Raw genomic sequence first — 22,714 nt, forward strand, 5'->3', positions numbered from 1 at the left:
TTATTTTTTATAATTGATTAAAAGAAAACCGAGATAAGCATATCTATCAGCTTGATTCCAGCAAAAGGTATCAGTACGCCACCTAAACCATAAATGAACAGGTTTCTTCTAAGTAATGCACTTGCTCCAATAGGTTTGTAAGCTACACCTTTCAATGCCAATGGAATCAACATCGGAATGATGATTGCATTGAAAATTACAGCTGATAATATGGCACTCTCCGGACTGTGTAAATTCATAATATTAAGCCCTTGTAATGCAGGAATCGCTGTGATAAACAGGGCAGGAATGATGGCAAAATACTTAGCCACATCATTGGCAATACTGAATGTAGTCAATGTACCACGGGTCATCAGCAATTGTTTTCCGATTTCCACCACTTCAATCAATTTGGTAGGATCGTTGTCCAGATCCACCATATTACCCGCTTCCTTCGCTGCCTGTGTGCCAGAATTCATAGCAACGCCTACATCAGCCTGAGCCAGCGCCGGAGCATCGTTGGTTCCGTCCCCCATCATAGCTACCAATCGACCTTCTGATTGCTCTTTTTTGATGTAATTCATCTTGTCCTCGGGCTTTGCTTCAGCAATGAAGTCATCGACACCCGCTTTCTCTGCTATAAATTTTGCAGTTAAAGGATTGTCTCCGGTTACCATCACGGTTTTAATACCCATTTTACGCAGACGTTCAAAACGTTCCTGGATACCGGGTTTGATGATGTCCTGTAATTCGATCACTCCTAAAGCGACTTCGTTCTCTGATACGACCAGCGGTGTACCACCATTAGATGAGATAGCTTTAACTTTTTCCTCAACTTCTTTTGGAAACGTATTGCCTGCTCGTGTAACCATGCTTTTAATGGCATCCGTTGCACCTTTTCGGATACGTGTGCCTTCATAGTCTACACCTGAACTCCTTGTCTCCGCCGTAAACTTGATAAACTGAGGGTTTCTTGCTTCATAGCTTAATGGATTAACCCCGGCAAGCTCTATAATCGATTTTCCTTCCGGTGTTTCATCCGCCATGGAGCTCAATACCGCAGCTTTTATTAATCTTTTCTCATCAATACCATTGGCGGCATGAAAATGGGTTGCTTTACGGTTACCAATGGTAATAGTTCCTGTTTTATCCAATAGCAAAACATCAATGTCACCAGCGGTTTCAACCGCTTTGCCACTTTTGGTAATCACATTGGCTCTCAGGGCTCTATCCATTCCGGCAATCCCAATGGCTGATAATAAGCCTCCAATGGTGGTGGGGATCAGACAGACAAACAGGGAAATAAACGATGCAATGGTAATTCCCACATTGGCGTAATCAGCAAATGGTTTGAGTGTCACACAGACGATGATAAATACCAATGTAAACCCTGCCAATAAAATCGTTAAAGCGATTTCATTGGGTGTTTTTTGTCGCGCAGCACCTTCTACCAACGCAATCATTTTGTCCAGGAAGCTTTCACCAGGCTGCGTTGTCACCTGCACCACGATTTTATCCGACAAAACTTTGGTACCACCCGTTACGGAGCTTTTATCACCACCCGCTTCACGGATTACAGGAGCAGACTCTCCGGTAATGGCACTTTCATCAATGGTAGCCAAACCTTCAATAATTTCTCCATCGGTTGGGATTATGTCGCCTGCTTCACAGATGAAAATATCGCCTTTTTGCAATTGCGCAGACGAGATGGTTTTTCCGTTTTTCAATCTTGCAGGAGTTTCCTCTCTCGTCTTACGCAGACTATCAGCCTGTGCCTTACCTCTTGCTTCGGCAATAGCTTCCGCAAAGTTGGCAAACAATAATGTCAATAACAGGATGATGAAAACCGTAAAATTATAGCCAAAACTTCCTTGTCCCTGAGCTCCTGCCAATGTCCAGAGGCTCACGGCTAACATGACCAAGGTACCGATCCATACAGTAAACATGACCGGATTACGGAACATGGTTTTCGGATTGAGTTTCACAAAAGATTGCTTCAATGCTTCCTGAACCATATCTTTTTGAAACAATGATGTATTGTTGTTCATTTCTAAATTCTTTAATCAGTTTAATAAAGTGAGAAGTATTCTGCAATTGGGCCTAATGCCAAAACCGGGAAGAATGCCAACGCAGCTACAATAGCGATTACGGCGAACACCATCAGTCCGAAAGTGGCTGTATCGGTCTTCAATGTTCCGTCACCTTCCGGTACAAATTTCTTTTGTGCCAATAAGCCTGCAATTGCAACGGGACCTATGATCGGTAAGAATCTGGAAAGGATTAGTACAAATCCAGTACTGATATTCCACCAAGGTGTATTATCACCCAGCCCTTCAAACCCGCTACCGTTGTTGGCAGATGATGAGGTATATTCATAAAGCATTTCGCTAAGTCCATGAAATCCTGGATTATTGAGAGAGTCAGCCGTATACTGTGGTAAAGCTGCTGCCAGTGCTGTTCCGACAAGTATCAGGAACGGATGTAACAGGGCGATAATCATGGCGATTTTCATTTCTCTCGCTTCTACTTTTTTACCCAGGAACTCGGGCGTTCTTCCCACCATCAATCCACTGATAAATACAGCCAGTATGATGAAAATAAAGAAGTTCAATAAACCAACGCCGACACCGCCGTAGAATGCATTGATCATCATGGCCAGTAATTCATTCATCCCGGATAACGCCATCGAACTATCATGCATGGAGTTCACTGAACCCGTAGAGATCACGGTGGTTACGATACTCCAAAATCCGGAAGCAGGTGCTCCTAATCGGATTTCTTTCCCTTCCATTGCTCCCAATGAATTATCGATACCCATAGCTGCTATAGCAGGGTTTCCGTTCATCTCCATATTGATATTTGGAATAGTCAGCATTAGAAAACCTACCGTCATTACGCCGAATATCATCCACGAGAGTTTTCTTCTTCTGATAAAATAGCCGAAAGCAAAAATCATAGCCAAAGGCACGATCAGCTGGGCAACCATTTCTACCATATTGGATAAATAGGATGGGTTTTCAAAAGGGTGAGCAGAGTTTACACCAAAGAATCCACCACCGTTAGTTCCTACGTGTTTAATGGGTACAAAAGCAGCTGCTGGCCCTCTTGACACCTCTACAGAATCTCCCTGTAAAGTAGTGATGGTATCTTTTCCCTCAAAAGTCATCGGCGTGCCTTCAAACGCCAATATGATGGCTACTACAAATGATATGGGTAGTAAAATACGGGTACATGATTTTACAAAATTGCTGTAGAAGTTTCCCAAGGTATCGGCGGTTTTATCCCTGAATGCCCTGAATAATACTACTGCGGCTGCCATACCAGTTCCTGCACTTACAAACTGTAAAAACATCAGCCAGTACTGTCCCAGATAGCTTAACCCAGACTCCCCCGAATAGTGCTGTAGATTACAGTTTACCACAAATGATATGACAGTATTAAATGCAAGGTCTGCCGACATACTCGGGTTTTTATCCGGGTTCAAAGGAAGATTTCCCTGATTCATCAAAACAACCATTCCTAATAGGAACCAGACCATATTGATCGAGATCATCACGACCATCTGCTGTTTCCAGTTCATCTCTGTATGTGGATTGATACCACTGATTTTGTAAAAGATCCGTTCTATTGGATTAAAAATCGGATCGAGCAGCGTTTTTTCGCCGCCATAGACTTTTGCGATGTATTTACCCAGCGGTATTGCCAGCAATATCGACAAGGTAAACATTACGATTATTCCTAAAATTTCTGTGTTCATTTTTATTAATTAAATATGGTTTTAAACATCCACCCAAGCAGCTTGACGAATGCCAATACGATCAGGAATATCAAGGCAATTCGGGCTACATCTTTCATTTCATTGATTATCTTTTTCATAGCAATATTTGAATTTTTAGAAACGCCAAATAGATAATAGAAATAAAGAACAGCACCCAGAATATAATGGATATCCATACCTTGATCTTCACCTTTGTATTTTTCTTCATCTACTGAAACGGTTTAAAATTTTTCCGGTTTAAGCAATACGTAGCAGATGTAAGCAAATACACCTATGGCTACTATAAATAATGCGGTCATAGACTTGTTTTTTGTATTAAATAATTTGTATGCTGAAACTGATAAACATGTTTCAGGTTATTAGGGATAAGTTGATACACGTATATCCATTGTTCTGCTGTACAACGCCTTTTCATTCCTTCAAAAGAGCGGACAAAAAGATTCTCAATAATATACCTTACGTATTCATTTCCTCTTTTATGGAGCCAACCGATAAACTTAATTCTCACCCCAATTTTCTCTATCTGTCCCTTGGAGAGTAGAAGATTGATATGGTTAACGATTGCCTGAAATATGCCTGCAAAGTTTCTTTTCGAGGATAATTCGGTGATTTCTTCTTGAATTTCCCCATAATGCTGAGCCAGATAAACACTGGCTGCATTTTCGTTTATTTCATTCATTGTTCTGATTGTTTTTTATTTGCTGAAAAACATCCCATAGAAAATGCAGAAGACAATAAATGCTAAAAGTATTTTTGCCAATATATCTGTAACTATTTCTCTGTTTGATTTTCGTTCTTTTTTCATCTGCTGATTAATTGAAAGAATAAGAAGAAAAAGACAAAGCCAATTAAAAGACCTGCAAACCCACCAAGCTTTACAGAGGCTGCAAACAGGAGAAATAATAATATTGCTAATGCTGCCTTTTTTATTTTAGAAGACCACTGTTCTTTCTCTTTTGAAACTTTCATGTTTACTTAGTTTTCCAAAATGGTTTTGATATATCCTTTTCGCAATTCGATCGGAAATAAATCCAGGTGTTTTTTTAGACTACCTGGGCTCTCATCAAACGACAATGCTGTCAGGAACTCATTTTCAATAGCATTTCGTGTGTATTGATTTCCTCCCTGGTACAAAAGATTAATTACTTTCGCTATCTCCTGAACCCGCTCTAATTCATCCTCCAATCCCGAACAAATTTTTTGGGAACAAACTTCTGCCAATTTGTGAAGCAATAGGTAGTCTGCAATAGCGTCATCCAGATTATCCAAATCGGGAATTAGTCTTGCAGCTTCAGGAGCCCATTGTTGTATCGTATTTATTATTTTTGTTTTCATCTATTTATTTTCCTTAAAATGGTCGATGAGAGCTCAATGTATTCACATCTTTTTTCATCTTATTTTAGATTTTCTCAAAGAAGTCGATTGACTTTATGAACAGGCCGAAGCAGGCTAACCCTGCGAGTACTAAAACTGTTGTTATCATGTTATAAATTTTAAGATTATACCTCACTAATGTGCTTCATAATGGCTCCGAATATCAACATCACGATCAATGCAAAAAGCAATAAATGATATGATTTGAGCCATTTTGGAAACGACGGCGGTTCTTTTTGCTGTTTCCATTTGACATTTCTTTTTCTCATTTTTAATTTCGTTTGTATACACTATGCCAATATTCATTCCAGTGAAAACAAATACAGTATAAACAACTGTAAATAAGTTTGTTATTTAAATTCCTTTAATTCTTTCTTCCGAAAAACCTTCTCATAATGATAGGGTCATTCTCATAATGATACGACCATGTCAATTGATGATAAAAGGTATGCTGTCTTGGTGGAGCGATATTGCCTTGATTAGTAAGGAGAATCGTTTTGAATTTTATATTTTTGTACTTTATAAAATCGCAAATTGACTTTCTTCTAAGTCATTTTCAGCATAAACAAGAGGGATAATTATAAAAGATGAATAAAGTAAAAAGGACACCTATTGAAAAAATTGTATCACCTATACAGAGCTTCATTAAGAATGAAAAAGCAGGTGGAATCGTATTGGGTATTAGCGTAGTTATTGCTTTGATATTAGCAAACTCACCATTATCGGAAGAGTATCACCATATTCTAGAGCACAGGTTTGGTTTTCAATTAGACGGAAATACTTATTTTGAGTATAACCTGCATCACTGGATCAATGATGGTCTGATGGCTATATTTTTCTTTGTGGTCGGTTTGGAACTAAAAAGAGAGATTGTCGGAGGCGAGTTGTCCAACCCACGTAAAGCGCTATTACCCATTGCTGCGGCATTTGGTGGTATGGCTGTACCTGCCGCTATATATCTCTTCCTGAATCCAACAGGTGAAGTACACAGTGGTTGGGGAATACCCATGGCAACAGATATAGCATTCGCTCTAGGCGTACTTTATTTATTAGGAAACAAAATTCCGCTAACGCTCAAAGTATTTTTAACGGCTTTGGCTATTGTTGACGATTTGGGAGCCGTGCTGGTCATCGCTTTTTTCTATACATCGGACATATCCATGTTTCATTTGATCATCGGTGCTTTGGTACTGTTGACGATGTACATTGGTAATAAAATGGGCGTGCGAAGCATTTTGTTCTACGCGATTTTAGGGATAGGTGGTGTTTGGACTACATTTTTGTTGTCTGGCGTGCATGCGACAATTGCCGCAGTACTGGCTGCATTTACTATTCCGGCAGATGTGAAAATCAATGAAAAAATATTCAGCAATAATATTCAACGGTTGCTGGATAAGTTTAAAGGAATAGATCCGGACAACAGTAAACCTACGCTGACGAATGAACAGCTGCATATTCTCGAAGAAATTCAAAATAGTACGGTTGCAGCGACTCCACCATTACAACGATTGGAACATGCGATGCACCCCATGGTAACGTTTATAATCATTCCGATATTTGCACTGGCAAATGCGGGCGTTTCATTGGCTATAGATATGGAACATTTGTTCAGTACGAATGTGGCATTGGGCGTCGCCTTAGGCTTGTTGGTCGGTAAAGTAGTAGGCGTTGTCGGATTTACATGGCTTCTGGTTAAGCTTAAAGTTGCTCCTTTCCCGGAAGGGATGAATGTACGAAACCTATTTGGTGTAGGTTTGCTTGCTTCTATTGGATTTACGATGTCATTGTTTGTGACTTCATTAGCTTTTTCGCATGAAGAATATATGACACAGGCTAAAATAGGAATTTTTGCAGCATCTATTATCGGCGGTGTGTTGGGGTATTATGTACTCAGCAAACAGGCGAGAAAGAAATCTTAATATTCAATAGCAGATGAGTAATAAAATATGGGATTTTATCAACCTGCACAATGGTGAAGAAGATAAACAAAAAGTTTTAGAAAACGTAACGGCTAACATTTCCTTTCGTGGATCCAACCTTTGGATATTGGCCTGTGCCATCATTATCGCTTCTGTTGGATTGAATGTCAATTCCACAGCGGTGATTATCGGTGCGATGCTGATATCACCCTTGATGGGACCTATATTAGGGGCAGGATTTGCGTTAGGAACCTATAACTTCCTGCTGTTAAGGAAGTCAATCAAAAACCTGTTAATTGCCACAATTGTCAGCTTGCTGGTGTCGGCATTTTATTTTTATATCAGTCCGTTTAAAGACGTGCAATCTGAATTGTTGGCTCGTACTTCGCCCAACATATATGACGTGTTGATTGCTTTCTTTGGCGGTTTAGTAGGTGTTATTGCCATCACCCGGGTAGAGAAAGGAAATCCAATTCCGGGAGTTGCCATTGCAACAGCATTGATGCCGCCGTTGTGTACCGCAGGATATGGTTTGGCAACCTTTAATTTTAGTTATTTCTTTGGTGCCTTTTATCTGTACACGATCAACTGTTTCTTTATATGTATTGCCACTTTTTTGGTAATCAAGTATTTAAAATATCCTGCATCCGCAACGATCGAGCCTAAAAATGAAAAGCGTATCCGATATGGTATTACGACTTTAATGATGGTCATGATTATCCCTAGCTTTTATCTGGCTTATAATCTTTTTGAAGAGAAAAAATTCACAAAAACAGTAGAAGAGTTTATCAGTTCAGAATTTAGCAGCAGAGGTTATACCGTGATTTATAAAAAACTGAATTATAACTCCAAACCTAAAAAAGTGGATATTGCTTTCCTAGACAAAAAATTGAGCAAAGAAGAAATGGAGATGTATAACCGGCTATTGGATGAAAGAGGTATTCATAATACAACGTTGGGTTTTAGACAGGACGATGCAGATCTCAAATCTGAAATTCTCAGTGAATTGAATAAGCAGGATGCTTCTTTATCTGAAAAAGATGTTACCATCAATAATTTGAGGCAGGAATTGAATAGATATAAAGTAAGCGAACCTGGTTTAGTGAAAGAGATCAATGTCCTTTTTCCGGAACTTGAAGATGTGTCCCTCGGCAAAATAGAAAAATATACCGGGACCGACAGTGCAAGGATTGAATGGGTGGTTTTATACCATCTTGAAAAGGGAGCAAAAGAAACTGATAAAACCAAAATAAAGAAATGGCTAAATGAGCGACTTAAGGTCGATAACACACTGCTTTTGCAAGATACACAGTCAGAATAGCCGCAGAGAAAAAAATAATGAAAGATTTTTTATATGCCAGATGGGTGCAGCGACTTATTGTTGTCCTTCATTTGGTAGCACTTACAGCACTTATAGGGGATTATGGCTTTATACTAAATTCAAGCTTACAATTGGGTATCATTTCATTGTATTTGTTTGTATTGGTTATTGGTGTTTTTTATACTGTACTGAAATACTATTATCATCGGAAAGAATTCATATTAAGTGTTTTTGTTTTTGACACATTGAGTGTGTTGTTTGTGCTCTATTGTTTGTACAAGCAATTATCAACAGATGGATTATCAGACATAAGCCCTTGGATAAGGTGGGCTGTTATTTTGAAATTGGTAAGGGAATTTACTCGTCCACGAGTAAGTTATAAGCGTTCTTTACTGAATCCTGCTCAATTGTTTATCATCAGTTTTATAGGTCTGATCGTAATCGGTGCTTTACTTTTAATGCTTCCTAAAGCAACTTATGAAGGGATAAGCTTTGTAGATGCCTTGTTTACTTCCACCAGTGCCGTATGTGTTACCGGGCTTATCGTGGTAGATACGAGCAGTTATTTCACCTCTTTTGGACAAACATTAATCATGTTGCTGATACAGGCTGGTGGTTTAGGTATCCTCACATTTGCCAGCTATTTTAGTTACTTTTTCAAGGGTGGATCCACCTATGAAAATCAACTTGCATTAAGTGATATGACCAATTCTGAGAAAATTGGCGAGGTTTTTACGACGGTAAAAAGGATTTTGACCATTACATTTTTGATAGAATTTATCGGAGCAATACTCATTTTCTTGAATCTGGATAAAACTTTAATTCCATTATTTTCTGAGAGAGTATATTTCTCCGTTTTTCATTCTATTTCGGCTTTTTGCAATGCCGGTTTTTCAACATTGCCAAATGGCATGATGGAAGCTAGTTATGTATATAATTATCCGCTACAATTTATTATTGTCATCATATTTGTATTCGGAGGATTAGGATTTCCGATCGTGATCAATTCCGTACGGTATATAAAAAATCTGATAGCAAGGTATATTCTTTGGTTTGTAGAAAAGAAGAACAACTACCGTCCATGGATTTTGACCTTGAGCAATAAAATAAATTTATTGACCACTTCCATCTTGATAGTTTTAGGAACCGTCATTATCTACATCAAGGAATATCACAATGTTTTGAGTAATCATGAAGGGGTCGGGAAAATTGTCACGGCACTGTTCACAGCCACTACACCCAGAACGGCAGGTTTTAATTCCATTGATTTTAGTCAGATGCACTTTTCGTCTATCATCATCATCATTTTTTTAATGTGGGTAGGTGCATCTCCTGCCTCAACCGGTGGAGGTATTAAAACGAGTACGTTTGCGATTGCCACCTTAAACTATTTGAGTTTGGCAAAAGGCAAACGTAAAATCGAAATTTTCCGACGGGAAGTAGCAGACATTTCCGTACGGAGGGCTTTTGCTGTGATGAGCCTATCTTTATTGGTCATCGGTTCTAGTGTTTTCTTGATTTCTCATTACGACAATCATGTTCCTCTATTAGATATCGCATTTGAGAGCTTTTCCGCTTACAGCACCGTTGGTCTTAGTTTGGGGATAACAGGAGATTTGAGTAGCGAGAGTAAAATGGTGTTGGTGGCTACGATGTTTATTGGCAGGGTAAGTATGCTGACTATCCTTATTGCCTTTTTTAAGAAGGTGAAGCAAGGTAATTATCATTATCCATCGGATGAAATATTAATCAACTAAAAAGAAGATTTAAAATGAAATTTGTAATTATAGGTTTGGGCAACTTTGGAGGCTCATTAGCCGAAAAACTAACCCAACAGGGAAATGAAGTAATCGGGGTAGATTCACGTGATGAAAAAGTAGTGGCATTAAAGGATAAGTTGTCTCATACCATCTGCATGAATGCAACCGATCAGTCTGCTATAGCACACCTTCCACTAAAGAACACCGATGTAGTGATGGTTTGTATTGGAGAAGACGAAGGTGCTAACATTATGGTAACGGCACACTTCAAAAATTTAGGTGTAAAAAGACTAATCAGTCGTTCCATTAATCCTTTGCATGAAAATGTACTACAAGCTCTCGGTGTGAATGAAATTGTACGACCGGAAGAAGAAACTGCTGAACGTTGGGCTAAAAAGTTATGTCTAAAAGGTGTAGTAGATTCTTTCGAGTTAAACAAGAATTTCAGTATCGTAGAGATTATTGTGCCTGAAAAATATGTCGGCAAAACCATAGAGGAAGTTAAATTCAGAGAACTTCACAATGTGTTGATTCTAACCATTATTCGAGATACACCGGAAAAAAGTTTTTTGGGCAGAAGCAAAATAGTAGCCAATGTACAGGGAATTCCAGAACCAACTACTATGCTTCAGCGGGATGACATCATAGTAATTTATGGAGCTAATGAAGATTTACAGAAATTTGCTAAAGGGAAATTTGAATAGATCATTTTTTGCATAAACCAAAATGGATAAAATCAATAGGTACCAAACGATAGTTATTTTAATCGCTGTAATTGTAGGTCTACTTCTTGGGCAATCTTTTACGATTTCAGATTTTTCGTCATCCTTGATTATTCCGCTGTTGATGGTAATGCTCTTTGGGTTATTTCTGACCATTGATCTTACAGAACTAAAGCACGCTTTTCTGAATGTTAAATTTTCAGTAACCAGTATTCTTATCAATTTCGTCTGGACACCTGTATTCGCTTATTTACTGGGAAGTATATTTTTACATAGTGATTTAGCTCTATGGATTGGTTTCGTCATGCTTATGGTCACACCTTGTACCGATTGGTATTTAGTTTTTACAAATGTAGCTAAAGGAAATGTTTCTTTGTCAACAGCCATTCTTCCAGCGAATTTAATATTACAGGTTTTACTTCTACCAGTATATCTCTTGTTCTTTTTTGGAAAATCAGGAAATGTAGCCTTAGGGTCACTTGCGGAGAGCATCTTGATTGTTTTGGTGTTACCGTTCATTCTGGCACTTATAGCCAAAACAATAGTGAAAGGCAAAAATGTAAGCAAAAGCAGCTTTTTAAATTTTTTTGAGACTTCTCAAGTCTTTTTTTTGGCTTTAGCTGTAGTTGCTATGTTTGCGTCTGAAGGAAAAGATTTAATCAGCCATCCAAGTATTATTTACAAAATGCTTATCCCGGTTTTACTTTTTTTTGGGGTAGCATTCCTTGTCGCATTTCTTGCAAGCAAATTACTCCGGTTCAATTATGCAGACAAGGTAAGCTTAACGTTTACTACTATGGCAAGAAATTCTCCAATTTCATTAGCCATAGCTGTTTCGGCATTTTCCGCAGAACCAATGATTGCTTTGGCTTTAGTGATTGGTCCATTAATAGAGTTACCTATTTTAGTTTTGACGTCACAAATACTTTTAAAAACACAAAAAGAATAGCTCACTACTGAATTTTGTATTGCTCCATTTTTCTGTAAAGTGTTGCTACCCCAATTTCCAGTAATCGGGCTGCTTCCGCTTTATTACCTCCCGTATGATTAAGAATTTTCTGTATGTGCAGTTTTTCAGCACTTGCCATAGAAAATGCGGACAACTGTTGCGCATTGGATTTGGCATATTGTAGGTCAGCGGGTAATGTATCCAGATCTAGCACGTCAGCATCTGCCAGAATTACACTTCTTTCAATCACGTTTTTTAATTCACGGATGTTACCTTTCCATGCATTGTTCTCCAGAGCCTCCATGTATTCATCCGTTAACCTCAAAGGTTTTCTGTTTGATTTTAGTGCGAATATACTGGCATAATATTCTGCTAATAATTTGATGTCTTTGGGACGTTCCCTTAATGAAGGCAGGTGAATGCCAAAGACAGAAAGACGGTAAAAGAGATCGCTTCTAAAATGTTCTTTCTCTATTTCCTCTTCCAGATTACGATTTGTCGCAGCAATGATACGTACATTGACCTTAATGGGCTTTGCATCCCCCACACGAAGCAATTCGCCTGATTCCAGTACCCGCAAAATCTTAGCTTGGAGATCCAGTGCCATTTCCCCGATTTCATCCAGAAAAATAGTGCCGTTATGCGCTTCCTCAAAAAGCCCTTTCTGGTCTTTTGAGGCTCCTGTAAAAGCCCCTGCTTTGTGCCCGAACAATTCGTTTTCCAACAGATCTTTACTAAATGCTGAGCAATTGATAGCTACAAAGTTGTGGTTAACCCGTTGACTTCCCTGATGGATGGCTTGTGCAAAGACTTCTTTACCAGTACCTGTTTCTCCTGTCAATAAAACAGTCGTGTCTGTGCCAGCCACTTTTCGGGCTAGCTCAATAGCTTTGATGATAGGCTTAGATGTACCGATGATTTTATCGAACGAATGTTTTTCGCCTAATTGTTTTTCTAATTTTTGAACTCTCTTGTTTAAAGCAACCTTTTCACTGGCTTTATATAGAAGCGGGATTATTTTATTGTTGTCATCACCTTTCGTAATATAGTCGAAAGCCCCGTTCTTTATTGCCTGTACACCATCAGAAATATTTCCGAAAGCGGTCAAAAGAATTACCTCTACAGCAGGATATTTTTCTTTGATAACTTTTGCGGTATCTACACCACTTCCATCCGGGAGTTTTACATCGCATATCACCACATCTATTTCTTCTACATCTAATCGTTGCAATCCCGATTTTATGCTAGATGCCTGAAAAACCTCAAAACCTTCAAAACCAATAATTTTTGAAAGTAGATTTCTCAATTTTTCCTCATCGTCTATTATTAAAACTTTTACCACTTTTTTGCTGAATTATAGGGAACAAATTTACTAAATATTATGTCCGTTTTGATAATTATAACGCGAAGCGGATAAATAAAATCTTTCCCAGCTTGGGATAAGCTTGGGCAACAAATTCTTTTTTATTCAGAATATTTGCAACAATACTTTCAAGTCTAATGAATCTGAAAACCTACTGTGATAAAAATTATGAAGAACTCATTAAAACACATAATTTTAGAGATACATAGAAAAGAAGATAAACTTGCTTCTCAAAACAAGAAATTGATTGAAGAAGCATATGAAATGACCACGTATCTTCAAAACTTATTATCTTCCGTTAAAGACTTTGTAACCAATGATGGGTTTGAAACAGACGTTGAAGAAATTGATTTCTTCAGGAATATCAAGCCCCAAATACTCGGAAAGCTAATTTACTACAATAAAGTTTATCGAATAGAAACATCCTGTCCTGTAAATAACGGGAAGCTATACAATAACTATTTTTCAAACCAACTCGCACAATTGAAGCGTGAGTACATTGAATATATCTGCAACTCCGATTTTTATAGGTACTATCGATCAGGCAGAACCGACCGTGATACTATTTACTTCAAAAGAGGTAATATAAATTATCACGATGGCTTAAATAGTATCGTCTTTGAGATGGATCCATCTTTTTCCACTTTCTTTGACTATAAAACAGCCAGGATTATTGCCAATGAATTGATCTATACCTATCTTCTTACTAAAATTAATCCAGCCGAAGACCCCGATATGATTTTTCAAAAACCCGAAAACTCAAAAGATATCTTCTGGACAGAAAGTAAAAATTCACTTGTGGAATTAATTTATGCATTACATGCTTCTGGAGCTATCTCACATGGAAAAATTGGGATAAGAAAAATTAGTCTATTGTTTCAAATAATTTTCCGTGTTAATCTTGGCGACCTTCATCACTCATTTCATAGAATGAAAACAAGAGCAGGTTCCCGAACTGCATTTTTAGACCAACTCAAAATATCCCTCGAAGAGTATATGGATAAAGACCTTTAGCCATTTCAATACAGTAATTTAAAAGCAGTACCCAAAACGTACTGCTTTTTCTTTTGCCCATATATGCCAATTGGCAAATGTAGGCAAAACTCCCTCACAAAATATCTCCAATACATTTAAACCCTTATCAAACAAGAGTTTTCCCTGTTTGCAAAAAAATTCAAAAAACTGCCAAACCAATTGGCAAGGCTTGGCAGACAAACACTACCACCCTTAGCAATTTTGCATTGTAAACATTATAGGATCAATGCGATGAAAATAATTACAATCGAAGAAGAAGCGTGGCAACAGCTAAACAGCCGTATCAATGCCATTGCCGATTACCTGAAAAAACAGGAAGATAAAAGCTATGATGACCTGTGGCTAAATAACCACGAGGTATGCCAATACCTGCACATCAGCGAAAAGACTTTGTGGCGTATGCGTACCAAAGGCGAAATAGCCTACTCCAAAATGTACGGACAATACTTCTACACCATCGGAGCAATTAAGGATATGCTTAATGCCAATGCCGTACAGAGCAGTGATGAGTTTGTACAGGAACTTATGGCAAAAGGTAAAAGCTATATCGAAAAAGGTAGACAATTGAAAACGGATAAAAAGTAGGTGCTATGAATATTGATAGAATGGAATTTTTGGCGTGGATGGAACGCTTGATAGGTCGCCTCGATATGCTGGGTGATAATATAGATGAGTTGCAAAAGAAACGCAACAGTATAGACGGAGAGGAATTGTTGGATAATCAGGATTTGCTTCAAATGCTGAAAATCAGCAACCGTTCCCTGCAACGGTATCGCTCCATCGGCAAACTACCCTATTATACTATTAGCGGCAAACTGTATTACAAGCTATCCGATGTGCATCAGTTCATAAGAGAGAGTTTTAATCCACCATCTGCAAAACTATAACGCCTTTGAGTGACAAACACTGCCTTTAAGTGCCACTTCGGGCAACGTAGTGAACGCTTCCTTTACATTCGGCGGTAAACTTTTAAAATTTTCATATTATGAGTGAAGAAACCACAAATAAACAGGAAATGCCCGAACAATTATCGGACATATTATTGGTACTGGACAAAGAAAAAATGAAAATCCAAGCCGTAAAGAGCATAGACGAAAACGGGAAAATGGAAACCGTTGACCCCACGAAGAAAAACCAAAACCAGTTTATGCGTGTGGACAAGAGTGGCGATTTCTTTTCCAACTTCTTTTCCAATTTTTTTAGCCAACTAAAGAACCCTACCAATTTTTCATTTTTCAAAGTGCCTGCACCTATCGCCGTTGAGAAAGCACAGGAAATGCAAAAGCAGGTAGATAAGCCAACTTCGGAAGGCGAAAAAGTGATGAAAGAACACGAAGTCAAAACCGCCACACAAGAGAATAATAAACAAGAAAATAAAAATGATATGGCAACAGCACAGACAACGCCGGATGTAAGCGAATACCGCTATAAGCCGGAGCAGATTGATTGGGATACAATGACCAATCTCGGATTAAGCAAGGAATACCTTGAAAAAAGAAACCTGCTTGAACCTTTATTGAAAGGTTATAAAACCAATGAACTCGTACCGATAGGGGTTAATCTTGGAGGTACTATTCTCCGCACAGACGCCCGACTGTCATTACAGCAAGCCGAAGACGGAAAAATTGTTGTGGGAATACACGGCATCAAAAAAGAGCCTAATCTGCATTTTGAGTTTTTTGGACACAAATTTACTGATGAGGACAAGAAAAACCTGCTCGAAACGGGCAATATGGGGCGTGTGGTTGATTTGAAAAATTCCAAGACTGGCGAACTAATGCCGTCCATTATCAGTATTGACAGGCTTACCAATGATGTCATTGCACTGCGAACGGATTTTATTAAAATTCCCGATGAGATTAAGGGTGTAAAACTCAATGATGAGCAAAAGCAAACCTTAATGGAGGGCAAACCGCTCAAATTGGAGGGTATGATTTCCACAAAAGGAACGGAGTTTTCGGCAACGGTACAGTACAATGCCGATAAACGCTATACCGAATTTCTGTTTGACCGCAGTAACTACAACGGACAAAAGCAAAACAACCAACAGAATAATCAACAAAGCCAACCACAGGAAGCTCCAAAAACATTTCGTGGCAAGGAACTGACCGATGATCAATACAAGGATTTCAAAGCGGGTCAAACCATATATATGGCAGGTCTGGTTGATAAGAAAGGGCAAACGTACAACGGTTACATCACGTTCAACAAAGACACCGGAAAAACTGGCTTTGAGTTTCCAAATCAATATAAAGAAAGAATGCAGCCAACCGAATCCCATAAAACGCAAACTGCGGTCAATTCGGAGGGCAAGACCAACGAAGCGACCAAAAATATCAACGAGCCTTTGAAGTCCGGACAGCAAACACCGAAAAATAAACAACAGCAGGAACAACAGGAAAAGCCCAAAGCACCTGCAAAGTCCAAAGGCAGAAAAATGTAGTAAAATATGAAAACAATAATTGCAGAAAAACCAAGCGTAGCAAGGGAAATAGCCGGACTTGTGGGAGCATCCGATAAAAAGGACGGCTACCTGACAGGTAACGGCTATTTTGTTACGTGGGCATTCGGTCATTTAATAGGATTGGGAATGCCCGAAGATTACGGGATTACGGGATTTGACAAAGCATCATTGCCGATACTCCCCAACCCGTTTTTACTGACCGTCCGGAAAGTGAAAAAAGACAAAGGTTATACCGCTGATGCTGGTGCGTCAAAGCAACTGAAAATAATAGACCAGCTTTTCAACCGTAGCGATAGCATTATTGTAGCTACCGATGCAGGACGTGAGGGCGAACTTATCTTTCGCTATATATACGAACACCTCAAATGCAAGAAACCGTTTGAACGGCTTTGGATTAGTTCGCTTACCGAAAAAGCCATCAAAAAAGGCTTTGACAACCTGAAAGACGGAAAAGCATTTGACGGGTTGTATCAGGCAGCACAAGGCAGAAGCCGTGCCGATTGGTTGGTGGGCATCAATGCTACACAAGCATTGAGCATTGCTGCAGGCAATGGAGTTTACTCGCTCGGAAGAGTACAAACACCCACACTCGCTTTGATATGCAAACGTTATTTGGAAAACAAAAATTTCTCGGTAAAGAAATATTGGCAGATACAGTTGTTGCATCACAAAGCAGGTATTGATTTTAAAAGCCTTTCTAAAACTAAATGGGAAGACCAAAAACTCGCCAATGATACGCTGAAATCCATTCAGCGAAGCGATACGGCAACAATTACATCGGTAGAAACAAAAAGCGTTACGGAGCAACCGCCTTTGTTGTTTGACCTTACAGGACTGCAAAAGGAAGCGAACAAAAAGCTTAACCTTTCTGCCGAAGAAACGCTGAACATTGCCCAAAGCCTTTATGAAAAGAAGTTTATCACTTACCCTCGCACCGGAAGCAAATACATTCCCGAAGATATGTGGGCAGAAATTCCCAATCTCGTGAGAGCATTGCAGGACAGGCAAACCTGCAAACAAGCTGTAACCAAAGTGAAATGGGGTCGTTTCAACAAACGTATCGTGAACGACCTGCGTGTTACAGACCATCACGGTTTGTTGATTACGGATAAAATACCGTCTGCCCTGAACGCAAAGGAAAATGCGGTTTATGATATGATTGCTTTTCGACTGCTCGAAGCTATTTCACAAGCCTGTATCAAGGAGATAACCGATATTGCTATACAGGCATTGCATTACGATTTTACGGCAAAAGGATGTAAAATTATTGAACCAGGTTGGCGTTCCCTTAAAGGGACTTTTTCGGATGATGATACCGAACCTGTACAGGATTTACCTGAACTGAAAAAAGGTGATGAACTCAAAATTAAGGAAGCCACCGTTTTGGAAAAGCAAACCAAACCGCCTGTGCTTTATACCGAAGCAGGGCTTTTGTCGGCTATGGAAAGTGCCGGAAAGGAAATCGAAAACGAAGAGGAACGGAAAGCCCTGCAAAATATCGGTATTGGTACACCTGCAACAAGGGCGGCGATTATCGAAACCTTGTTTACCCGAAATTATATCCAAAGGGATAAGAAATCCTTAATCCCAACCGAAAAAGGATTGCAGGTATATGAATTGGTTAAAGACCGAAAAATTGCAGATGTGGCAATGACCGCCGAATGGGAATTGGCTTTACAGAAAATCGAAAACAACGAAGCAGATGCAAGTGCGTTTCAAAAGGAAATGGAAACCTATGCTTCTACTATTACCAATGAGCTGTTGCAAACCTCCATTGCCAAAAGCAACCTGCCTAAACTTACCTGTCCGAAATGTAAAAGCCAGCAACTCATTATCCGTGACAAGATTGCCAAATGCCCTGATGAAAGATGTAATTGGGTACAATTCCGCAATGTGTGCGGTGTACAAATCGGCATAGGCGATATTGAAAGCCTTGTTAATAAAGGCAAAACCTCACTTATCAAAGGAATGAAAAGCAAAGCCGGAAAGAAATTCGATGCTTACATCGTGTTGAATGAGCAAGCCGATAGTTCCTTTGAATTTGAGAAAAGTAAAAATTACAAGAAGTAATGGAAAATAGACCTAACATTAGTACAACGGAAATCAGAAACCTGATTTATACCATACGTGGCAAGCAAGTAATGCTGGATAGCGACCTCGCTTCCTTATACCAAGTGGAAACAAAGAACCTCAACAAAGCCGTAAAAAGAAATATTGAAAGGTTTCCGGCTTCTTTTTGCTTTCAACTGACCGAAGAGGAAGCCAGCAACTTGAGGTTCCAAATTGGAACCTCAAGTTTGAACTACGGCGGAAGACGTTATTTGCCCTATGTTTTTACCGAACAAGGGGTTGCAATGGCTTCTGCCATACTCCGTTCAGATATTGCCGTTAAAGTCAGTGTTGAAATTATGGAAGCCTTTGTAGAAATGCGGCGTATGCTTACTAGCAATGCTTCTTTGTTTCATCGGTTGGATAAGATTGAACTGAAGCAATTAGAAGCTGACGAAAAATTTGAAGAGTTATTTAAGGCATTGGAAAGCGACAAGCTCCACAGCGAAAAAGGTATTTTCTATAACGGACAGGTTTTTGATGCCTACGCCTTTGTATCAGATATTATCCGAAGTGCCGGAAGCTCCATTATCCTGCTTGATAATTATGTGGACGATACGGTGCTGACCTTGTTAGGCAAACGCAATACGAATGTAACTGCCATCATCTATACCAAAAGCATCAGCACTCAATTACGGCTGGATTTGCAACGATATAACAGCCAATATCATCCGATTGAGGTTGAGGTTTTCTCCGATGCTCACGACCGATTTTTGATTATCGACGATACGGAGCTTTATCATATCGGAGCATCACTCAAAGACTTGGGCAAAAAATGGTTTGCCTTTTCACGAATGGATATTGAAGTTGGCAGGATGCTTCAAATCCTTAATCAACAATAAACCCTCCATTCAGAGGGTTTATTGTTATACTATAACTGTAATTGGGCTGTGATACTCTTATAATAAACTTTTAGTGCATCACGTTCATCTTTACCAACATAACTATTGTGAGCAACCAAACACCGTATTTTGTATAATTCATCAACCATTACATTCAACCAATGTTCATTCTGCTTAGGAAAATACTTCCCAAAAATTGTCCAATTCCCAACTATTATTTTTCCTAACTCAATAAAGTCGCAGTAAAATAAATCACTATTACCTCGAATGGGCAAATATTTACTTTCTTGTTCGCTTTTCTTTAGTTTATCTATGGTTTCTTGTACTTTTCGGGGAATATTTATTGTTTCAGTCTTCATAATTTCTTCAATAAATATTCTTAAAGAATTTTCAATACAATATAAATACAAATAGACTTCCGACATTTCTCGTCCTTTTTGTTGTATGTCTTGCGGCAAAAGGTTTAAATGCCCAAAGTTTACATTTTGTTGTATTTCCTCGATGCTATCTAATAGGGAATTTTCATCTGAAATTAGAGGGTAGAATATCTCATTAATATATTTTCTTCGTTCCGCATATCCTCCTTTTGCTTGCATTTCTCTTCTAAATTCTTGAAGAGTAAAGCAAATTTTAAATTCCTTTGGTTGGTTGGTTTGGAACTTCGCAGATTTATTCAGTTCACTTTTCAATCTTTTATATTCTGCTTCATTATCACTTGTTATAGTAACATCGGTAGATGCTCCTGTAAGTAGTATTTTTAAGCGTTCAATGTTTTCTGTATAATTCATTTACATAAATATTTTAGGTTATTCTTCTATACTATGTTCTTCTTCTGGAAGCATAAAATCAAGAAATAATAATTCTGCTTTAGCTTCATCATCTTCAAATTTCAAATCCCAGCGTTGCTCCATAAATTCTAATAATTTATTACCTCGGTCAAGTATAGCAACCGGGTTCCAAACATCATATCCAGACACTTCAATCTCTGAATGCGAACCGTCAGAATATCCTTGTCTTATTTTTTCCTTTCTGTCATTATATTTTGCTGTTTTCTTATCTTCAAAGCAATCATTTTGTAAACTTGAATTTATACTTTGCGACAATGGTAAAAGATTGCCCAATGTTCCCTGAAAAAAAGGATGAAAATTCTTTTTATATTCCTTAAAATTTTGTTTCCAATATTTATCTGTTGGTGTCTGTGGATAAATATGCTCAATAGAAACCTTATCTTTTTCGCTCTTAACAAACAGTTTCCAATCTATCTTTTGGCTTCCTCTTTGTCTAACTTTCTCCATTTCATATTCATATAAGAAATATCGAAGCCCATTCCAAGAATAGAAACCTCCTCCGCTTTTAAACTTCTTGTCAATGAACTTTTGAAAATAGGTATAATCAAAGTAGATTTCTTCAGAATTTTCAGGTGTATAAAAACAATAATCCATTCTTTCATTCAATCTGTGAATGATATTGTCAATTGTTAGTTCCCCATTTCGCAGTTGTCTTGCTGCACGATAAAATTCACTGTTTCTGTATGTTGAAAAAGCTCGGCTAAGCCTGAATGTAATAAAAATGAAACGCTCAATTGCTCTAAAGAGCTGAACTCTCTTATCAGGATTAACATTCTTACTCAAATAAGCTACTGTTACGAGTGGACGAAAATAGATTATACCAATTCTATTCAAACGGTCTATCCAAAGACTTTCCTGTGTGGTTAAGTCCGGATTATTTACAGGGTTATGGGTATTATACCAATGTACAGCGGCAGCCTTTAAGCTGTTCACATAATCTTCTATTTCTTTGGGAGAAAGTTGGGAACGCATAACAATTACTTCTTCTTCGCCGTTTATTTCAACTTCTTCTTGGTCGGTATCTTCATCCTCCCGAACTTCTTCAAACTCTTGCAACGAACTTATTTTCACCTCTGTTTTTGCATAAATATTTTGAGGTGTAAATTTCTGTTCCAGCAAAAAACGGATATAATCATCTCCTTTCTCCCTCGTGTATTGAAAGTACATTATCCAATGAGCCACTAAAAAATCATCATCATTAAGTGGATTTTTCTTGTTTCTCCCAAGTTGATAATAAACTTCTTTCCAAGCATCATTGATTTTTTCACGAAGAGAATTTCTCTCATCAGTTTTTAACTCCTTTTCATCATACAAAGTCGTCAAATAAATTAGCCTGTTTTTGAGAAGTTCCAAATTTGACAGCTTTTTGCCACGATTATTCATCGTTTCAAATGCTACGAAAACATCAAAATCGTCACTTATTTCGTAAACATTGAACATCAGGTTTTGCGTAACTTTTTTGAATAATGTTTCTATCTCGGTTAAACCGTATGTTTCAAAATAGTTTTGCAGATTTTCCTTGAAAAAATGCTTTGCATTTTCAAGATTGAGCGTGTAAAAAGTTTCTTGTACTGTTCCGCTATTTGGTTCTAAGAAAACCTTATGACGTAAATATTTAAAACTCGGATTATCGATCTCATAGCCAAACTTGTAGGTTGTAACAATAAACTGAGGAGGTTTTTCTATTACTAAATATTCTTCTTTAATAGCCTTTAAGCTAAAAGAGCCAAGATAAATTTCTTCATCTTTTTTGCCTTTGTTTTCCGGTATTGCTTTTAATTGTTCCGAAATGGCTTGAATGAAAATTACAAATGTTGTCAATCGCTGTTGCCCATCAACAATATGGAAAGGTTTAAATCCTCTATCTTCAATTAACCATCGTTCGTCATTCCAGTTATTCCAGATATTTTTATCGACTTTTTTCAAAGAGAGTAAACCTGTATAATGAAATCTATCGGCAGGAAGATTGACTAAATCTTCCCAAAAATCTTTCAGTTGTCTTGTTGTCCAAGCGTAACCACGCTGATAATCGGGTATTTTAAATATTCTGTCTTTAAAAATACTTTTTAAGGGTTCTAATTCATTCATTATTTAATGACCGTTCTTTAATTGTTGATTTTATCAATTATCAAAAATACAAATTAAACTCTTCGTTATTACGTGGTTTTACGCCAAATCCCGCCACTCAAAGCCAAACCCTGCCACTTCTGCAAAGGCTCTTATCTACTGCTATAATTTTAGGCTTCAAGTA

The 22,714-nt window shown here is 38.2% G+C and carries 20 protein-coding genes; 11 read left to right on the forward strand and 9 right to left on the reverse strand.

Annotated features, from left to right (window positions below):
• Nucleotides 1-17 precede the first annotated feature (17 nt).
• The 6 genes from kdpB to AB2U10_RS08145 all read right to left on the reverse strand — a co-directional run bounded on the left by kdpB (nt 18) and on the right by AB2U10_RS08145 (nt 5,092).
• Nucleotides 18-2,027 (reverse strand): potassium-transporting ATPase subunit KdpB, encoded by a 2,010-nt coding sequence (kdpB, locus tag AB2U10_RS08120; protein WP_115401462.1) that lies wholly within the window; start codon nt 2,025-2,027, stop codon nt 18-20.
• Between the two features lie 20 nt (nt 2,028-2,047).
• Nucleotides 2,048-3,736, reverse strand: coding sequence for a potassium-transporting ATPase subunit KdpA (kdpA, locus tag AB2U10_RS08125; RefSeq protein ID WP_078690920.1), 1,689 nt, complete (start codon nt 3,734-3,736; stop codon nt 2,048-2,050).
• A gap of 242 nt (nt 3,737-3,978) precedes the next feature.
• A complete protein-coding gene (locus AB2U10_RS08130) occupies nt 3,979-4,056 on the reverse strand; it encodes a potassium-transporting ATPase subunit F (RefSeq protein ID WP_078691099.1) in 78 nt (25 codons plus the stop codon).
• Nucleotides 4,053-4,436 (reverse strand): DUF7674 family protein, encoded by a 384-nt coding sequence (locus AB2U10_RS08135; RefSeq protein WP_078690918.1) that lies wholly within the window; start codon nt 4,434-4,436, stop codon nt 4,053-4,055. The genes AB2U10_RS08130 and AB2U10_RS08135 overlap by 4 nt, the downstream gene beginning before the upstream one ends.
• A 122-nt stretch (nt 4,437-4,558) precedes the next feature.
• On the reverse strand, nt 4,559-4,726 hold the full coding sequence (locus tag AB2U10_RS08140; protein ID WP_158542122.1) for a hypothetical protein: 168 nt from the start codon (nt 4,724-4,726) through the stop codon (nt 4,559-4,561).
• Nucleotides 4,727-4,732: 6 nt separating this feature from the next.
• Nucleotides 4,733-5,092 carry a DUF7674 family protein gene (locus AB2U10_RS08145; protein WP_115401464.1) on the reverse strand — a complete coding sequence of 120 codons (360 nt, stop codon included), beginning with the start codon at nt 5,090-5,092 and terminating at the stop codon, nt 4,733-4,735.
• Between the two features lie 626 nt (nt 5,093-5,718).
• Between AB2U10_RS08145 and nhaA the strand changes: the two genes are divergently transcribed.
• The 5 genes from nhaA to AB2U10_RS08170 are packed head-to-tail and all read left to right on the forward strand — an operon-like array spanning nt 5,719 to nt 11,802.
• Nucleotides 5,719-7,050 (forward strand): Na+/H+ antiporter NhaA, encoded by a 1,332-nt coding sequence (gene nhaA, locus AB2U10_RS08150; protein ID WP_115401465.1) that lies wholly within the window; start codon nt 5,719-5,721, stop codon nt 7,048-7,050.
• Between the two features lie 13 nt (nt 7,051-7,063).
• Complete coding sequence (locus tag AB2U10_RS08155) at nt 7,064-8,371, forward strand: DUF389 domain-containing protein (protein WP_078690915.1); 1,308 nt, start codon at nt 7,064-7,066, stop codon at nt 8,369-8,371.
• A 17-nt stretch (nt 8,372-8,388) separates the two neighbouring features.
• A complete protein-coding gene (locus AB2U10_RS08160; RefSeq protein ID WP_221406954.1) occupies nt 8,389-10,128 on the forward strand; it encodes a TrkH family potassium uptake protein in 1,740 nt (579 codons plus the stop codon).
• A gap of 14 nt (nt 10,129-10,142) precedes the next feature.
• On the forward strand, nt 10,143-10,835 hold the full coding sequence (locus AB2U10_RS08165) for a potassium channel family protein (protein ID WP_078690914.1): 693 nt from the start codon (nt 10,143-10,145) through the stop codon (nt 10,833-10,835).
• Between the two features lie 22 nt (nt 10,836-10,857).
• Nucleotides 10,858-11,802, forward strand: a complete 945-nt coding sequence (locus tag AB2U10_RS08170; protein WP_078690913.1) for an arsenic resistance protein — start codon at nt 10,858-10,860, stop codon at nt 11,800-11,802.
• A gap of 4 nt (nt 11,803-11,806) precedes the next feature.
• Here the strand turns inward: AB2U10_RS08170 and AB2U10_RS08175 are convergent, their stop codons facing one another.
• Nucleotides 11,807-13,144: a sigma-54-dependent transcriptional regulator gene (locus AB2U10_RS08175; protein WP_078690912.1), complete on the reverse strand. Its 1,338-nt coding sequence runs from the start codon at nt 13,142-13,144 to the stop codon at nt 11,807-11,809.
• A 189-nt stretch (nt 13,145-13,333) separates the two neighbouring features.
• On the opposite strand from AB2U10_RS08175, the gene AB2U10_RS08180 reads away from it, so the two are divergent.
• The 6 genes from AB2U10_RS08180 (at nt 13,334) to AB2U10_RS08205 (ending at nt 19,615) form a co-directional block, all read left to right on the forward strand.
• Complete coding sequence (locus AB2U10_RS08180) at nt 13,334-14,179, forward strand: RteC domain-containing protein (RefSeq protein ID WP_078690911.1); 846 nt, start codon at nt 13,334-13,336, stop codon at nt 14,177-14,179.
• 252 nt (nt 14,180-14,431) lie between these two features.
• Entirely contained in the window at nt 14,432-14,785 is a 354-nt protein-coding gene (locus AB2U10_RS08185) for a helix-turn-helix domain-containing protein (protein ID WP_078690910.1), read from the forward strand.
• A 5-nt stretch (nt 14,786-14,790) separates the two neighbouring features.
• Nucleotides 14,791-15,087: a helix-turn-helix domain-containing protein gene (locus AB2U10_RS08190; RefSeq protein ID WP_078690909.1), complete on the forward strand. Its 297-nt coding sequence runs from the start codon at nt 14,791-14,793 to the stop codon at nt 15,085-15,087.
• Nucleotides 15,088-15,185: 98 nt separating this feature from the next.
• On the forward strand, nt 15,186-16,643 hold the full coding sequence (locus AB2U10_RS08195; RefSeq protein ID WP_078690908.1) for a DUF3945 domain-containing protein: 1,458 nt from the start codon (nt 15,186-15,188) through the stop codon (nt 16,641-16,643).
• A 6-nt stretch (nt 16,644-16,649) separates the two neighbouring features.
• Nucleotides 16,650-18,734, forward strand: a complete 2,085-nt coding sequence (locus AB2U10_RS08200; protein ID WP_115401471.1) for a type IA DNA topoisomerase — start codon at nt 16,650-16,652, stop codon at nt 18,732-18,734.
• A complete protein-coding gene (locus AB2U10_RS08205) occupies nt 18,734-19,615 on the forward strand; it encodes an ORF6N domain-containing protein (RefSeq protein ID WP_367914873.1) in 882 nt (293 codons plus the stop codon). The genes AB2U10_RS08200 and AB2U10_RS08205 overlap by 1 nt, the downstream gene beginning before the upstream one ends.
• Nucleotides 19,616-19,644: 29 nt before the next feature.
• On the opposite strand, the gene AB2U10_RS08210 is transcribed toward AB2U10_RS08205, so the two are convergent.
• Entirely contained in the window at nt 19,645-20,403 is a 759-nt protein-coding gene (locus AB2U10_RS08210; protein ID WP_115401473.1) for a Swt1 family HEPN domain-containing protein, read from the reverse strand.
• Between the two features lie 18 nt (nt 20,404-20,421).
• Nucleotides 20,422-22,551, reverse strand: a complete 2,130-nt coding sequence (locus tag AB2U10_RS08215) for a DUF262 domain-containing protein (RefSeq protein ID WP_115401474.1) — start codon at nt 22,549-22,551, stop codon at nt 20,422-20,424.
• Nucleotides 22,552-22,714 lie beyond the last annotated feature (163 nt).

The organism is Leadbetterella sp. DM7 (genome assembly GCF_040829825.2).
Classification (GTDB): Bacteria; Bacteroidota; Bacteroidia; order Cytophagales; family Spirosomataceae; genus Leadbetterella.

Excerpts from the sequence above, each read along its gene's own strand:
- kdpB (WP_115401462.1), bottom strand. The coding sequence starts at position 2,027 with ATGAACAACAATACATCATTGTTTCAAAAAGATATGGTTCAGGAAGCA.
- kdpA (WP_078690920.1), bottom strand. The coding sequence starts at position 3,736 with ATGAACACAGAAATTTTAGGAATAATCGTAATGTTTACCTTGTCGATA.
- AB2U10_RS08130 (WP_078691099.1), bottom strand. The coding sequence starts at position 4,056 with ATGACCGCATTATTTATAGTAGCCATAGGTGTATTTGCTTACATCTGC.
- AB2U10_RS08135 (WP_078690918.1), bottom strand. The coding sequence starts at position 4,436 with ATGAATGAAATAAACGAAAATGCAGCCAGTGTTTATCTGGCTCAGCAT.
- AB2U10_RS08140 (WP_158542122.1), bottom strand. The coding sequence starts at position 4,726 with ATGAAAGTTTCAAAAGAGAAAGAACAGTGGTCTTCTAAAATAAAAAAG.
- AB2U10_RS08145 (WP_115401464.1), bottom strand. The coding sequence starts at position 5,092 with ATGAAAACAAAAATAATAAATACGATACAACAATGGGCTCCTGAAGCT.
- nhaA (WP_115401465.1), top strand. The coding sequence starts at position 5,719 with ATGAATAAAGTAAAAAGGACACCTATTGAAAAAATTGTATCACCTATA.
- AB2U10_RS08155 (WP_078690915.1), top strand. The coding sequence starts at position 7,064 with ATGAGTAATAAAATATGGGATTTTATCAACCTGCACAATGGTGAAGAA.
- AB2U10_RS08160 (WP_221406954.1), top strand. The coding sequence starts at position 8,389 with ATGAAAGATTTTTTATATGCCAGATGGGTGCAGCGACTTATTGTTGTC.
- AB2U10_RS08165 (WP_078690914.1), top strand. The coding sequence starts at position 10,143 with ATGAAATTTGTAATTATAGGTTTGGGCAACTTTGGAGGCTCATTAGCC.
- AB2U10_RS08170 (WP_078690913.1), top strand. The coding sequence starts at position 10,858 with ATGGATAAAATCAATAGGTACCAAACGATAGTTATTTTAATCGCTGTA.
- AB2U10_RS08180 (WP_078690911.1), top strand. The coding sequence starts at position 13,334 with ATGAAGAACTCATTAAAACACATAATTTTAGAGATACATAGAAAAGAA.
- AB2U10_RS08185 (WP_078690910.1), top strand. The coding sequence starts at position 14,432 with ATGAAAATAATTACAATCGAAGAAGAAGCGTGGCAACAGCTAAACAGC.
- AB2U10_RS08190 (WP_078690909.1), top strand. The coding sequence starts at position 14,791 with ATGAATATTGATAGAATGGAATTTTTGGCGTGGATGGAACGCTTGATA.
- AB2U10_RS08195 (WP_078690908.1), top strand. The coding sequence starts at position 15,186 with ATGAGTGAAGAAACCACAAATAAACAGGAAATGCCCGAACAATTATCG.
- AB2U10_RS08200 (WP_115401471.1), top strand. The coding sequence starts at position 16,650 with ATGAAAACAATAATTGCAGAAAAACCAAGCGTAGCAAGGGAAATAGCC.
- AB2U10_RS08205 (WP_367914873.1), top strand. The coding sequence starts at position 18,734 with ATGGAAAATAGACCTAACATTAGTACAACGGAAATCAGAAACCTGATT.
- AB2U10_RS08210 (WP_115401473.1), bottom strand. The coding sequence starts at position 20,403 with ATGAATTATACAGAAAACATTGAACGCTTAAAAATACTACTTACAGGA.
- AB2U10_RS08215 (WP_115401474.1), bottom strand. The coding sequence starts at position 22,551 with ATGAATGAATTAGAACCCTTAAAAAGTATTTTTAAAGACAGAATATTT.